The 13,935-nt window shown below is 70.5% G+C and carries 12 protein-coding genes, 1 tRNA gene and 1 pseudogene; 7 read left to right on the plus strand and 7 right to left on the minus strand.

Annotated features, from left to right (window positions below; genetic code table 11):
* The coding region (locus tag HC022_RS09605) for a putative DNA modification/repair radical SAM protein (RefSeq protein WP_254885030.1) at positions 1-1,341 on the plus strand (1,341 nt) is incomplete at its 5' end.
* Complete coding sequence (locus HC022_RS09610) at positions 1,341-2,765, plus strand: UdgX family uracil-DNA binding protein (protein WP_167452276.1); 1,425 nt, start codon at positions 1,341-1,343, stop codon at positions 2,763-2,765. The genes HC022_RS09605 and HC022_RS09610, both read left to right, overlap by 1 nt.
* 168 nt (positions 2,766-2,933) lie before the next feature.
* Here the strand turns inward: HC022_RS09610 and hemC are convergent, their stop codons facing one another.
* Positions 2,934-3,893, minus strand: a complete 960-nt coding sequence (hemC, locus tag HC022_RS09615) for a hydroxymethylbilane synthase (RefSeq protein ID WP_167452277.1) — start codon at positions 3,891-3,893, stop codon at positions 2,934-2,936.
* Between the two features lie 91 nt (positions 3,894-3,984).
* Here hemC and hemE point away from each other — a divergent pair, with 91 nt between their 5' ends.
* Positions 3,985-5,028, plus strand: coding sequence for a uroporphyrinogen decarboxylase (gene hemE / locus HC022_RS09620; RefSeq protein ID WP_167452278.1), 1,044 nt, complete (start codon positions 3,985-3,987; stop codon positions 5,026-5,028).
* Between the two features lie 70 nt (positions 5,029-5,098).
* Here hemE and HC022_RS09625 read toward each other — a convergent pair whose 3' ends face one another.
* Positions 5,099-6,898: an ABC transporter transmembrane domain-containing protein gene (locus tag HC022_RS09625; RefSeq protein WP_167452279.1), complete on the minus strand. Its 1,800-nt coding sequence runs from the start codon at positions 6,896-6,898 to the stop codon at positions 5,099-5,101.
* A 135-nt stretch (positions 6,899-7,033) separates the two neighbouring features.
* Positions 7,034-7,107 (minus strand) — tRNA-Gly (locus HC022_RS09630).
* A 92-nt stretch (positions 7,108-7,199) separates the two neighbouring features.
* On the opposite strand from HC022_RS09630, the gene HC022_RS09635 reads away from it, so the two are divergent.
* The gene (locus tag HC022_RS09635) at positions 7,200-7,682 is read left to right on the plus strand and encodes a flavodoxin family protein (RefSeq protein ID WP_167452280.1); all 483 of its coding nucleotides are present in this window, start codon (positions 7,200-7,202) and stop codon (positions 7,680-7,682) included.
* Positions 7,683-7,685: 3 nt separating this feature from the next.
* Here the strand turns inward: HC022_RS09635 and ggt are convergent, their stop codons facing one another.
* Positions 7,686-9,479: a gamma-glutamyltransferase gene (gene ggt, locus HC022_RS09640; protein WP_167452281.1), complete on the minus strand. Its 1,794-nt coding sequence runs from the start codon at positions 9,477-9,479 to the stop codon at positions 7,686-7,688.
* A 212-nt stretch (positions 9,480-9,691) separates the two neighbouring features.
* Here ggt and HC022_RS09645 point away from each other — a divergent pair, with 212 nt between their 5' ends.
* Together HC022_RS09645 and HC022_RS09650 are read left to right on the plus strand one after the other, a co-directional pair.
* Complete coding sequence (locus tag HC022_RS09645) at positions 9,692-10,768, plus strand: methylglyoxal synthase (RefSeq protein WP_167452282.1); 1,077 nt, start codon at positions 9,692-9,694, stop codon at positions 10,766-10,768.
* A 111-nt stretch (positions 10,769-10,879) separates the two neighbouring features.
* Positions 10,880-11,272: a hypothetical protein gene (locus HC022_RS09650; protein WP_167452283.1), complete on the plus strand. Its 393-nt coding sequence runs from the start codon at positions 10,880-10,882 to the stop codon at positions 11,270-11,272.
* A 14-nt stretch (positions 11,273-11,286) separates the two neighbouring features.
* On the opposite strand, the gene HC022_RS09655 is transcribed toward HC022_RS09650, so the two are convergent.
* Genes HC022_RS09655 through HC022_RS09665 form a run of 3 tightly spaced genes read right to left on the minus strand, consistent with a single transcriptional unit; the run spans position 11,287 to position 13,320 of the window.
* On the minus strand, positions 11,287-11,955 hold the full coding sequence (locus tag HC022_RS09655; RefSeq protein WP_167452284.1) for an SOS response-associated peptidase: 669 nt from the start codon (positions 11,953-11,955) through the stop codon (positions 11,287-11,289).
* 10 nt (positions 11,956-11,965) lie between these two features.
* Positions 11,966-12,574 carry an enoyl-CoA hydratase/isomerase family protein gene (locus tag HC022_RS09660; protein ID WP_089962078.1) on the minus strand — a complete coding sequence of 203 codons (609 nt, stop codon included), beginning with the start codon at positions 12,572-12,574 and terminating at the stop codon, positions 11,966-11,968.
* Positions 12,571-13,320: an SDR family oxidoreductase gene (locus HC022_RS09665; RefSeq protein WP_040383799.1), complete on the minus strand. Its 750-nt coding sequence runs from the start codon at positions 13,318-13,320 to the stop codon at positions 12,571-12,573. Before HC022_RS09665 ends, HC022_RS09660 begins: the two co-directional genes overlap by 4 nt.
* A gap of 129 nt (positions 13,321-13,449) precedes the next feature.
* On the opposite strand from HC022_RS09665, the pseudogene HC022_RS09670 reads away from it, so the two are divergent.
* Positions 13,450-13,935 (plus strand): annotated as a pseudogene (locus HC022_RS09670) (hypothetical protein); the annotation flags it as partial.

Raw genomic sequence — 13,935 nt, forward strand, 5'->3', positions numbered from 1 at the left:
GGGCTGAACGCGCCGGGCGAGACCGTGGTGATCGAGCGCGAGGCGACGCGCGACCATTCCGAGCGGATGCTGGCGGGCTTCGGCGCGCAGGTCAGCACCGAGACCACCCGCGAGGGCCGGGTCATCACCCTGACCGGCCAGCCCGAGCTGCGGCCGCAGGTGATCGTGGTGCCGCGCGACCCGAGCTCGGCCGCCTTCCCGGTCTGCGCCGCGCTGATCACCGAGGGCTCGGACGTGCTGGTGCCCAACATCGGCCTCAACCCGACCCGCGCGGGCCTGTTCTTCACCCTGCAGGACATGGGCGCGGATCTCACCTTCGAGAACGAACGCGAGGAGGGCGGCGAGCCGGTCGCCGACCTGCGGGCGCGGTTCTCGCCGGAGGAAGTCGTGACGCTGACGCTGGAGTTCTACCGGCGCAACTACATCGAGGGGCTGTTCCTGTCCTCGGGGATCATCCGCTCGCCGGACGAGACCATGGGAGACATGGTCCGCATCGCCCGGATGCTGCGGACCGAGCACCGCTTCCGCGGCTACATCCACCTCAAGACCATCCCCGACGCCGCGCCCGAGCTGATCGAGCAGGCGGGGCTTTACGCCGACCGCCTCTCGATCAACGTCGAGCTGCCCACCGACCGCGCCGTGCAGTCCTATGCCCCCGAGAAGAGCCCGGACCAGATCCGCCGCGCCATGGCCGACGTCCGCCTGAAGCGCGAGGCCCGGAAGGAGCGCAGCTTCACCGGCAAGCGGCCGGCGCGCTTTGCCCCCGCGGGCCAGTCGACGCAGATGATCGTCGGTGCCGACGGTGCTGATGACGCGACGATCCTGCGGACCTCGACCCGGCTCTATTCGAGCTACCGGCTGAAGCGGGTCTATTATTCGGCCTTCTCGCCGATCCCCGACAGCTCTGCCGCGCTGCCGCTGATCAAGCCGCCGCTGATGCGCGAGCACAGGCTCTATCAGGCGGACTGGCTGCTGCGCTTCTACGGTTTCGGGGTCGACGAGATCGCCGCCTCCACTGCCGGCGGGCTGCTGGATCTTGAGGTCGACCCGAAGCTCGCCTGGGCGCTGGCCAACCGGCACCTGTTCCCGGTCGACGTGAACCGCGCCGAGCGCGAGACGCTCTTGCGGGTTCCGGGGCTGGGGACCAAGACTGTTGGCCGGATCCTCGCCACGCGGGGTCACCGCACCCTGCGCTACGAGGACCTGCGGCGGATGGGGGCGAACCTCAAGCAGGCCAAGCCCTTCATCACCCTGCTCGACTGGCGCCCGCGGGCGCTGGGCGACGCCGCAGACCTGCGCGCCCGCTTCGCGCCGCCGCCCGAGCAGCTGCAGCTGATCTGATGCGCTGCGTGGTGCTTCCCGAGATCGGCACCTTCGAGGGCTGGCGCGACGAGGCGCGGGCGCTGCTGGCCGAGGGTGTACCACCCGAAGAGGTGCTCTGGCAGCGCGGGGCGGGCGAGGCCGACCTCTTCGCGGGCGCCCCCGCCGCGGCGCCCACGCCCGGAGGCGGCGCGGTGACGGTGCCCCGCGGCTTCGTGGAACTCGCCCGGCTGGCGGTCTGCCACGCCGACCCCGAGCGCTTCGCCCGGCTCTACGCGCTGCTCTGGGCGCTGGGCCGCGACCGACGCCTGCTCGAGGATCGCGCCGACCCGCTGGTCGACCGGCTGGAGCGCATGGCCAAGGAGGTGCGCCGCGACCGCCACAAGATGACCGCCTTCGTGCGCTTCCGAGAGCTGGGCGATGCGGAGGCCGGGCGCCGGCGCTTCGCCGCGTGGTTCGAGCCGTCGCACCACATCCTCGAGCTGACCGCGCCCTTCTTCGTGCGGCGCTTCGGCGACATGGACTGGTCGATCCTCACCCCCGACCTCTCGGCGCATTTCGAGGCGGGCACGCTGCGCTTCGGCGCCGCGGCGGCGCGGCCCGACCTGCCCGAGGACGCGGCCGAGGATCTCTGGCGCACCTATTTCCGCAACATCTTCAACCCCGCGCGGGTGAAGCTGAAGGCGATGCAGGCGGAGATGCCGAAGAAATACTGGCGCAACATGCCCGAGACCGCGCTCATCCCCGAAATGGTCGCCTCGGCACAGGCGCGGGCCCGCGAGATGGCCGCCGCCGCGCCCACGGTCGCGCCGCCGCGTGCCGAGCGCATCGGCGAACGGCTGCGCGCCGCCCGGGTGCCCGAGCCGGGAGACGATCTCGCCGCGGGGCTCGCCGCCTGCCGCCGCTGCCCGCTCTGGGAAAACGCCACCCAGCCGGTGCCGGGGGAGGGGCCTCTGAATGCGCCGCTGATGATCGTGGGCGAGCAGCCGGGCGATCTCGAGGATCTCGAGGGCCGGCCCTTCGTGGGGCCCGCGGGCCAGCTCTTCGACGAGGTCGCGGCGCGGGCCGGGCTCGACCGGGCGCGCGCCTACGTCACCAACGCGGTGAAGCACTTCAAGTTCGCCGCCCGCGGCAAGCGCCGCATTCACCAGTCGCCGACACAGGGAGAAATCCAGCATTGCCGCTGGTGGCTGGACCTGGAGCGCGCGCAGGTGAAGCCGCGGCTGATCCTCGCCATGGGGGCCACCGCTCTGGACAGCCTGACAGGCGACCGCCGCGGCCTGCTGACCCGGCGCGGCGGCGTCGAGCAGACGGCGGAGGGCACGCCGGTGCTGGTCACCGTGCACCCGTCCTACCTGCTGCGGCTGCCCGCGACCGAGCGCGCGGCTGCGGAAGCGGCCTTCGAGGCGGACCTGCGTCGTGCGGCCGAGATGCTGGGGCAATAGGGGCCTCTGCTCCCTCGGCGCGTGCCGCGCCTCACCCCCGGAGTTTACCTTGCAAGATGAAGATGGGGCGTTGCGCGGGACCCCGTCCTTCATCTTGCCGGATAAACTCCCGCCGGAGGCAGGCCGTCCGGTGCCGCCGGAACGGCGCCGGGGGCAGGGCGTGAGTCTTCAGCCGCGCCAGGCGAAGAAGTCTGCGCCGGCCCTTGCCAGAAGCTGCTGCGCGAGCAGGCGCCCGAGCTCGGGGCCGTTGTCGGCGGGGCCGGTGATCTCGCCCGCGTGCGAGGCGCTGCCGTCCGGCGCGAGCAGCTCGCCGCGCAGGCGTAGCGCGGTGCCGTCGAGTTCAGCGAGCCCGGCGATCGGCGTCTCGCAGGAACCGTCGAGTTCGGCGAGGAAGGCGCGTTCGGCGCCGAGACGGAGCGCGGTGTCGCGGTCGTGGATCGCGGCCAGCATCTCGGCGGCGCGGCTGTCGTCGCTGCGGCGCTCGATGCCGATGGCGCCCTGCGCCACCGCGGGCAGCATCTCGTCCGGCGACATGGCGGTCATCGGCACGTCGGTCATGCCCATCCGGTTCAGCCCTGCCATCGCCAGGAAGGTCGCCGCGGCCACACCGTCCTCGAGCTTCTTCAGCCGGGTCTGCAGGTTGCCGCGGAACTCCACCACACTGAGATCCGGGCGCCGGTTCAGCAACTGCGCCCGGCGGCGCAGCGACGAGGTGCCGACCACGGTGCCCGCGGGCAGGTCGGCAAGGCCGCCATGGCCGGGCGAGATGAAGGCGTCGCGCACGTCCTCGCGCGGCAGGTAGCAGTCGAGCATCAGCCCCTCGGGCTGCAGCGTCGGCATGTCCTTCATCGAGTGCACAGCGATGTCGATGCCGCCCGCCATAAGCTGCTCTTCGATCTCCTTGGTGAAGAGCCCCTTGTTGCCGATCTCCTTCAGCGGACGGTCGGCGGCGATCATCGAGCGGTCGTCGCCGGTGGTCCGGATGACGACGATCTCGAAGGCCTCTGGCGACAGCGCGAAGGTGTCGCAGAGGCGGTCGCGGGTCTCGTGGGCCTGGGCCAGCGCCAGCGGCGAGCCGCGGGTGCCGATCCGGAGCGGCTGGTCGGGGGAAGGAAGCGCGCGTGTCATGGCCAGAGCTTTATGTCGCGGGATTGCGTGTGGCAATGGGGCGTGAATTGACATATTGCCGCCTGCGACACCGAACTTGGGAGGCCGCGACATGACAAAGACCATCCTTCGGGCACTGGCCGGGGAAACGCTGCCCACACCGCCGATCTGGATGATGCGGCAGGCCGGGCGCTACCTGCCGGAATACAAGGCCACCCGGGCGCAGGCAGGCGACTTCCTGTCGCTGTGCTACAACCCCGAACTGGCCGCCGAGGTCACCCTGCAGCCGATCCGCCGCTACGGCTTCGACGCGGCGATCCTGTTCGCCGACATCCTGCTGCTGCCGCAGGCGCTGGGCGCGGACCTGTGGTTCGTCACCGGCGAGGGGCCGCGGCTGTCGACGATCACCACCGAGGCCGGTTTCGACAAGCTTGGCCGCGGCGAGATGATCCACGACACGCTGAACCCGATCTACGAGACGGTGAAGATCCTGCGCCGCGAGCTGCCCTCCGAGACCACGCTGATCGGCTTCGCCGGGGCGCCCTGGACCGTGGCGACCTACATGATCGCCGGGCGCGGCACCCCGGACCAGGGGCCGGCGCATGCGCTCAAGGCCGAGAACCGGGCGCTCTTCGAGAAGATCATCGAGCGGCTGACCGAGTCGACGATCGACTACCTCTCGGCGCAGGTCGAGGCCGGGGCCGAGGTGGTCAAGCTCTTCGACAGCTGGGCCGGGTCGCTCGACGGCGAGGATTTCCAACGCTACGCGCTCGAGCCCGCGCGGATCATCACACGGGAGCTCAAGGCGCGGCATCCGGGCCTTCCCGTCATCGTCTTCCCGCGGCAGGCGGGCGAGGGCTATGTCGGGTTCCACGAGGCCACCGGCGCCGATTGCGTGGCGGTCGATGACAGCGTGACGCCCGAGTGGGCGGCCGAACACGTGCAGGTCTCGGGCTGCGTGCAGGGCAACCTCGCCTCGTCGCACATGGTGACCGGGGGCGACGCGCTCGTGGCCGAGACGCGGCGCGTGGTGAGGGCCTTCTCGAAGGGGCCGCACATCTTCAACCTCGGCCATGGCATCACGCCGGACGCGGACCCCGAGAACGTGCAGCTGATGATCGACACCGTGCGCGAAGGTGCCACGCAGGACGCCTGAGGGTCTCGATACCGCCGAAAACGAAAGCGCCGCCCGGCTGGGGCGGCGCTTTTGCGTTTGAGGGGGCGGGCTACTCCGCCGCGATGCCGTCGGTGAACTGCAGCCGTGCGAGCCGGGCGTAGAGCCCGCCCTCGGCCACCAGCGCGGCATGCGAGCCCTGTGCCACGATGCGCCCCTGATCCATGACCACGATGCGGTCGGCCTTCTTCACCGTCGCCAGCCGGTGCGCCACGATGATCGTGGTGCGGCCTTCGGCGAGCCGGTCCACCGCCGCCTGCACCGCGCGTTCGCTCTCGGCGTCGAGCGCCGAGGTCGCCTCGTCAAGCAGCAGCACCGGCGCGTCGCGCAGTATTGCGCGGGCGATGGCGATGCGCTGCTTCTGGCCGCCCGAGAGCATCACGCCGCGCTCGCCCAGATAGGTGTCGTAGCCTTCGGGCAGGGCCGAGATGAAGCCGTCCGCGGCGGCGGCCTTCGCGGCCTCCTCGATCTCGGCGTCGGTGGCGTCGGGGCGGCCGAAGCGGATGTTGTCGCGTGCGGAGGCGGCGAAGATCACCGGATCCTGCGGCACCAGCGCGATGTGCTGACGGAAGTCGTCGCGGGCGAGCGCATCCAGCGCCACGCCATCGAGCGTCACCCGGCCCGCATCGGGGTCGTAGAAGCGCTGGATCAGCTGCACAATGGTGGTCTTGCCGGCGCCCGAGGGGCCAACCAGCGCCACGGTCTCGCCGGGACGGATGATGATGTCGAGATCCGCCAGCGCCGAGACGCCGGGCCGCGACGGGTACGAGAACTGCACGTGCTCGAAGCCGATCTCGCCGCGCACCGGGGCGGGCAGCCGCTGCGGGGCGGCGGGATCCTGCACCGCGTCCTCTGTCTCGAGCAGTTCGACCAGCCGCTCGGTGGCGCCGGCGGCGCGCTGCAGCTCGCCGAAGATCTCGGACAGCGCCGCGACGGCGCCCGCGACCATGACCGAGTAGATCACGAACTGCACAAGCGCACCGGCGCTCATGTCGCCCGCGCGCACATCCCAGGCGCCCATCCAGAGCACGCCGACGATGCCGGTGAAGACGAGGAAGATGACGATGGCGGTCATCAGCGCCCGGACCCAGATCCGGCGCCGCGCCGCGTCGAAGCTCTTTTCGGTGACCTCGCCGAAGGTCCCGCGCGAGATCGTCTCGTGGGTGAAGGCCTGAACGGTCTGCACCGCGGCCAGTGCCTCGGCGGCGTTGCCCGAGGAGACCGCGATCCAGTCCTGGTTCTCGCGGCTGAGCTTGCGCAGGCGGCGGCCCAGCGTGAGGATCGGCACGATCACCACGGGCACCAGCAGCAGCACCAGCCCGGTGAGCTTGGCCGAGGTCAGCAGCATCAGCACCAGCCCGCCCGCCATCATCAGCACGTTGCGCAGCGCGATGGAGACCGAGGAACCGATGACCGACTGGATCAGCGTGGTGTCGGTGGTGATCCGGCTCAGTACCTCGCCGGTCATGATCTTCTCGTAGAACACCGGCGAAAGGCCGATGACCCGGTCGAAAACCGCCTTGCGGATGTCGGCCACCACGCGTTCGCCCAGCCGGGTGACCAGCGCGTAGCGGGCGGCGGTGCCGATCGCCAGCAGCGCCGCAATGCCGAGCGCCGCGGTGAAGTAGTAGTCGAGCAGCGCGCCGTCCTCGGCGTTGAAGTTGTCGACCACCCGGCGCACCGCCATGGGCAGGGTCAGCGACACCGTCGCGGTGGCGATCAGCGCCAGCGTGGCGGCGAACATCAGCCCCTTGTAGGGCAGCATGAAGGGCAGCAGTGCCCGGAGCGAGCCAAGCCTGCGGGACTTGCCGCGCTCTTCCGCGATTGCCGATGCGGGGTTTCCGTGTGCCATGCCGTCTCCTGTCCTGCGCGAAGGTCTTTTGCCACGGTTCGCGCAGGAATCAAGGCGCAGCATGCCGCAAGGGCGACGATGGTCCGGGCACGGCGCGGGAGCAGCGTGCGTGTCGGGGGCTCATGGGGAAGGATCTGGAGCGGGCGACGGGAATCGAACCCGTATCATCAGCTTGGAAGGCTGAGGTCTTACCATTACACAACGCCCGCGCATTGACGGCTTGCATATTTCATGGGGTCTGGGGCGTCAAGACCGGCGATGCGGGACTTGCCGTCGGCGCCGCCGCGGCTAGGCTTGGCGGATGGAATTGCTGATCGTCTATCACTCGCGCACCGGCGGCAGCCGCGCCATGGCCGGGGCCGCGGCGGAGGCGGCGCGCGCCGAGGCGCCGACGGTGCTGAAGGCCGCCGCCGACGCGGGGCCCGAGGATCTGCTGCGGGCCGACGGCTACCTCTTCTGCGCGCCCGAGAACCTCGCGGCGCTGTCAGGAATGATGAAGGAATTCTTCGACCGCTGCTATTACCCGGTGCTGGGCCGGATCGAGGGGCGGCCCTATGCGCAGATGATCTGCGCCGGCTCGGATGGCGAGGGTGCGGCCCGCCAGACCGCCCGCATCGCCACCGGCTGGCGCCTGCGCGAGGTGCAGCCGCCGCTCATCGTCTGCACCCACGCCCAGACGTCCGAGGCGATCCTCGCGCAGAAGACGATCCCCGAGACCGAGCTCGACCGCTGCCGCGAGCTGGGCGCGGCGATGGCGGCGGGGCTCAGCCTCGGGGTGTTCTGAGCCTCACTCGCCGAGTGCGATGCCCTCGCGGCGCGGATCGGCACCGCCCTTCAGCCCGTCGCCCACGGCGATGGCGTGCAGCCCCGAGTTCAGCTCGCGCACGCTCACCTCGTAGCCGAGCTCGGTGAGCGGCGTCTCGAGATCGGCGGCAGGGGTGCCTTCCTCGAGGTCGTAGGTGCCGAAGCGGTTGACGAAATGCGGCATCGCCACAGCCTGCTGAACGTCCATGCCCCAGTCGATATGCGCGACGATGGCCTGCGCCACGTAGCCGATGATGCGGCTGCCGCCGGGGCTGCCGATCACCAGCACCGGGGCGCCGTCCCGGGTCACGATGGTGGGGGACATCGACGAGCGCGGACGCTTGCCGGGCTCGACGCGGTTGGCGATGGGCACGCCGTCGCGTTGGCTGCGGAAGGAGAAATCGGTGAGTTCGTTGTTGAGCAGGAAGCCCCGCGCCATGACCCGCGAGCCGAAGCCGTTCTCGATGGTGGTGGTCATCGACAGCGCGTTGCCCTGCGCGTCGACGATGGAGATGTGCGAGGTCGAGGGCAGCTCGATGCTCTCGTCATCGGCCAGCAGCATGGCGTGGTCCCACGCCGGGTTGCCCGCCGCGACCTCGGGCAGGGCGTCGTCGCCGGCCAGAAGCTCGGCCCGCGAGGCGAGGTAGTCGGGTGCCACGAGGCCCTTCACCGGCATCGGTACGAAGTCGCTGTCGGCCATGTAGCGGTCACGGTCGGCGAAGGCGAGGCGCGAGGCGTCGCCGATCAGCCGCCATGCCTCGGGGCTCTCCGGGCCAAGCGCCGCGAGGTCGTAGCTGTCGAGCATCCCGAGGATCTGCCCCACGGTCAGCGCTCCCGACGAGGGCGGGCCCATGCCGCAGACCTCGTGGGCGCGGTACGCCGCGCAGACCGCCGGGCGCTCGACCACCCGGTAGCGCATCAGGTCGAGCGTCGAGAGCTTGCCGGGGTTGCCCTCGGCGCCCCGGACGGCGGCGACGATGTCCTCGGCGATCTCGCCGGTATAGAAGGCATCTGCGCCTTCGCTGGCGATGCTCCGCAGGGTCGCGGCGTAGTCGGGGTTGGTCAGGCGGCTGCCCGCCTCGATGGCGGCGCCGTCGGGGAAGAAATAGGCGGCGGTCGCGGGGAAGGTCTGCAGCCGCTCGCCCTCTTCGGCGACCAGCCCGGCCAGCCGCGGCGAGACGGTGAAGCCGTCTTCGGCCAGCGCGATGGCCTCGTCGAAGAGCCCGGACCAGTCGGCGCTGCCCCAGCGCTCGTGCGCGGCCTCCATCAGGCGCGGCGTGCCGGGGGTGCCGACGGAGAGCCCGCCCACCACCGCGTCGAAGAACTTGAGCGGCTCGCCCGCCTCGTCCTGAAACAGCCGCGGGTTGGCGTCGAGCGGCGCCGTCTCGCGCCCGTCGAGCGTGGTGATCTCGCCGCTTTCGGCGTCGTACCAGACAAGGAAGGCACCGCCGCCGAGGCCCGAGGATTGCGGCTCGACCAGCCCCAGCACCGCCTGCACGGCGACCATGGCATCCGCCGCGGTGCCGCCCTCGCGCAGCACCCGTGCGCCGGCCTCGACCGCCAGCGGATTCGCCGCGGCGACCATCCAGTCCTGCGCCTCCGTGGGCACGCCCGACTGCCGGGCCTCCAGCGCCTTGCGCGCGGGCTCGGAGATCGAGGCAAAGGCCTCGGCATCTTCGGTGGCGGCCTCGGGGGCGACGCTGTCCGCGGCGTCCTGCGCCAGCGCCGGCGCGGCGGCAAGCATCGCAAGGCCAAGGGAAAGAAGCAGTCTGTTCATGGCGATCTCCCTGTTCGCTTTGCCTGCCAGCCTAGCAAGCGATGGCCGGTCGTGCAGCCCCCATGCACGCGCGCCGCGAAAACCCGCAGAACCCCGCCCGGGGGGCGTGAGCACCTTTGACCGCACCGGCAATGGCGCTAGGGTTGCAGCACGGCCCCGGCACGGCAGAAGCCCGGCAGAGCAGAGACCCCGCGAAGCAGAGGAAGGATCCCATGGCTTTCGACTTCATCCTCATGCTCACCGAGAACGACCGCACCATCCCCGACGCCCGCGCCCGAATCGACGAGGCGCTCGAGGGCGGGGTCCGGCACATCGGGTTCAAGGACGTGGGCCTGCCGTTCTCTGAGCTGAAGGGGCTTGCCGATGCGATTCGCACCTCGGGCGGGCGGTCCTATCTCGAGGTGGTGAGCCTCGACGAGGAGAGCGAGCTCGCCTCGGCCCGCACCGCGGTGGAGCTCGATGTCGACTGCCTGCTGGGCGGCACCCGACCGCAGGCGGTGACCCAGGTCACCCGGAGCCACCCGCTGCGCTACTATCCCTTCGCGGGCCGGATCTCGGGCCACCCGAGCGTGCTCGAGGGGCCGGCCGAGGCCATCGTCGACTCGGCCCGAAAGCTCGCGGATCTGGAACATGTGCACGGGCTCGACCTGCTGGCCTATCGATTCGCGGGTGACGTGCCGGCGCTGATGCGCGCGGTGTGCAGCGCCGTCGGCAAACCGGTGATCATGGCGGGCAGCATCGACGGCGAGGCCCGCATCAACGCCGCTGCCGAGGCCGGGGCAGGGGGCTTCACCGTGGGCACCGCGGCGCTCGCCGGGGCCTTTCCCGCCGAGGGGCCCGGTTTCGCCGCGCAGGTCCGCGCCATCCTCGGCCTGACAGCACGGGCGCGTGCACGTTCGACCGCGCCACGGCGCATCGCGCTGGCCGCCCACGACACCCGCAAGGCGCATCTGCGGGCCTGGGTCACGCGCCACGCCGCCGCGCTCGAGGGGCACCGGCTGATCTGCACCGGCGGCACCGGCCACGTGATCTCGGAGGCCGCGCCTCAGCTCAGCGTGCACCGCCTGCAGCGCGGCTCGCGCGGGGGCGACCAGCAGCTCGGCGCGCTGATCGCGACGGGCGAGCTCGACGCGGTGATCTTCTTCGCCGACCCGACGGTCCCGCATGGCGGCGAGGCCGACCTGCAGGCGCTGACCCGGCTTTCGGTGCTGCACGACACGCCGCTGGCGCTGGGCCCGTCGGCGGCGGACATGATCGCCACCGCGCTTTTGGGGTCTGACAGCCTCTGACCCCGCCGCGGTGCTTGCGAGACGCGGTCAAACTCTCGCCCTAATCGTCTCTTAATCCTTGCCACCGGCAAAGCGGTGGGGGCCGTGTTGTGCCTTTCGAAGGAGCGAACCATGCTGCGCAAGACAGGTTGCCGGGCCCTTGCCCTGACCCTTTCCATCCCGCTGTCGGTGGCGCTTTTCTCTGCGGCGGTCCATGCCGAAGAGCACTACGTGCTGATGATGGGCATCGGCTACTTCCCCGACTACGTCTACCCGACCGTGGGGGACACCATCCGCTTCGTGAACAACTCCGACCTCGCGATGTCCGCCGTGGCGACTGACGACAGCTGGAGCACCGGGCTCCTGCAGCCGGGCGAGCAGTCGATCATCGACGTGGTGGCGGGGATGCAGCAGAGCTACGGCGACCTGCTGACCGAGGGCAGCACCGTGGCGGGGGTGGTGGACTACACCGTCGAGCCGCCGCTGGATCTTGAGCGGAACCTCGAGCGCAACCACGAGAACTGAGCCGGCCCGCGCCGTCAGGTCGGGTCGATCGGCTCGATCAGCTCCGGCCCGCTGGCGCGGTTGGAGTTGACCGCCGGATCGACGCGGTGAAAGCGCAGCGAGCCTTCGGGCGCGGCACGCATCAGCGTGGCCGCGCCGTGGCCGCTTTCGCCAAGCCAGAGCGGCCAGTCCTGCGGCGCGAGGATCACCGGCATGCGGTGGTGTATGGTCTTCATCTCGCCCTCGGCGCCGGTGGTGACGAGGGCGCAGGTGCGAAACTGCTCGCCGTCCCGTTCCCAGTCCTGCCAGATCCCGGCGAAGACCAGCGTGTCGGCATCGGCCGGGTGGATGTACCAGGGCAGGCGCTTGCCGTCCTCGTCCTTGGTCCATTCGTAGAAGCCGCTGGCGGGGATCAGGCAGCGGCGCTCGCGGCAGGCGGCGCGGAAGGCGGGCTTCTCGGCGATGGTCTCGGCGCGGGCGTTGATCAGCAGCGGGCCGTCGGTGGGCGTCTTGTACCAGTGCGGCAGGAAGCCCCAGCGCATCGGCGCGAGGCTCCGGATCCCCTCGGCACTGCGCACGGTGTGCACCTGCACGGTGGGGCAGACGTTGAAGTTCGGGATCTCGGGCAGGTCGTTGGCGGGCACCGCCTCGAAGAGCTGGGCCATGGCCTCCTTGGCGAGCGTTATGGCGTAACGTCCGCACATGCCCCGGCCCCTAGCGGATCATCGCCTTGATGGCGCGGGCATGGGCCGGATCCGCCGCGAGGGTGTCGGCGGCCAGCGCGCGTACCTCGGTCACCAGCGCATCGGGCTCGACGATGCGGTCGATCAGGCCCCAGGTCTGCGCCTCTTCCACGGGGATCTTCTGGCCCGCCATCAGGATCATCTTGGCGCGCGCCGGTCCGACCAGCGCCGCCAGCCGCACCGGGTCCGAGGGTTGTGGCAGGAAGCCCAGCTTCATCACCGGATAGAAGAGCTTGGCGCCGGGCACCGCGACCCGCAGGTCGCAGGCCAGCGCCATGCCCATGGCGCCGCCGGCAATGGTGCCGTTGAGCGCGCAGACCGTCAGCCCCGGCAGTTGCGCGATGGCGCCCGAGAGGCGCTCCCACAGCGGCGAGGTGGCAAGCCCGGCCCGGGCGGCGTCCAGATCAGCCCCGGCCGAGAACACCTTGCCGACGCCGGTCAACACCAGCACCTGCGCGTCACGGGCGGCCTCGGCGATCTCGCAGAGCCGCTCGAGCATTTCGGGTGTCAGCGAGTTCGCCTTGTCGGGCCGGTCGATGACGGCGAGCCAGTAGCCGCCGTCCTTTTCGAGCGAGATCATATCACTCCGACCTGGCGGCGGATCGCCTCGTCGCGAAGCCTGATCTCGCCACCGAGATGCACGTCGGCCTCGGCGCTGCACATCCAGAGCAGGGCCTTCGCCACCCATTCCGGCGGGATGTGGTCGGTCCACTCGAGCTCGCTCACCGGGTTCACGCCGCTGGCCTTGATGGTCTTCTGCATCTGCGTGGCGACGGTGCCCGGCGACAGCGAGATCGCCCGGATCCCCTTGTCGCGGTATTCCGTGTCGGCGGAGCGGGTCAGCATCAGCGCGCCCGCCTTCGAGGTGCAGTAGGCCGACCAGCCCTCGAGCGCATCGTGCGCCGCACCCGAACCGATGGTCAGGATGCTGCCGCCACCCGCCTCCAGCATCACCGGCAGCGCCGCGCGCATGCCGTGGTAGACGCCCTTGGTGTTGATGTCGATCACCGCGCCCCACTCGGCCGGATCGGCCGCGGCCAGCGGCGCGATGGGCTCGATCACCCCGGCGTTGTTCACCAGGATGTCGAGCGAGCCGAAGGCCTTGAGGCAGTTCTGCACCGCCTGCTCGACCTCCCAGTAGCGCGAGATTTCGCAGGGGATGGCGACGGCCGCGGGGCCGATCTCGCCTGCGAGCTCGGCGATGGCGTCGCCGCTGCGGGCCACCAGCGCGACTTTTGCACCGGCCTCTGCGAAGACCCGGGCGGCGGCGGCACCGATGCCCCGGCTCGCTCCGGTGATCATCACGGTTTTCCCTGTCAGATCCATGAGATGCCTCGTTTTCTCGATTCACAACCTTGGTAAAGGCTGGAATACCCCCGGTCCAGCCTCTTGACCCTGCGGGACAGGGAACCGAAGTTTCAGCAAAGTGCCTTTTGCCCTGAGAGAGGATTCATCATGTGCGTTTCGAGACTCACCGTCGCGGCGGCGGTCACGGCCCTTGTCGCGGGCACGCCCGCCCTTGCGGACGTGACGCCGCAGCAGGTCTGGGACGAGCTGCAGGGCTACCTCGAGAGCTTCGGCTACGAGGTCACCGCGCGCGAGACGACGGATGGCGACCGGCTGGTGGTGACGCCGCTCTCGATCGCCATGCCGATGCCCGAGGACAACGGCTCTGGTGTGTTCGAGATCGGCGAGTTGATCCTTGCGCCGACCGGCGACGGCAGCGTCTCGGTGCGTCTGCCCGAAACCATGCCGATCATGGTGAAGGTGGATCCCAAGGACGAGGAGAGCATCGACATGGCGCTCGACTACCATGCGCGGGACTTTGCGCTGACGGTGTCGGGCGACCCGGGCGACCTGACCTATGATTTCGCCGAAAAAGCGCTGGGAATCGAGCTGGTGCGGCTCATCGTCAAGGGAGAGACGATCCCGCCCGAGGGC

Source organism: Salipiger sp. HF18, from assembly GCF_011806505.1.
Classification (GTDB): domain Bacteria; phylum Pseudomonadota; class Alphaproteobacteria; order Rhodobacterales; family Rhodobacteraceae; genus Salipiger; species Salipiger thiooxidans.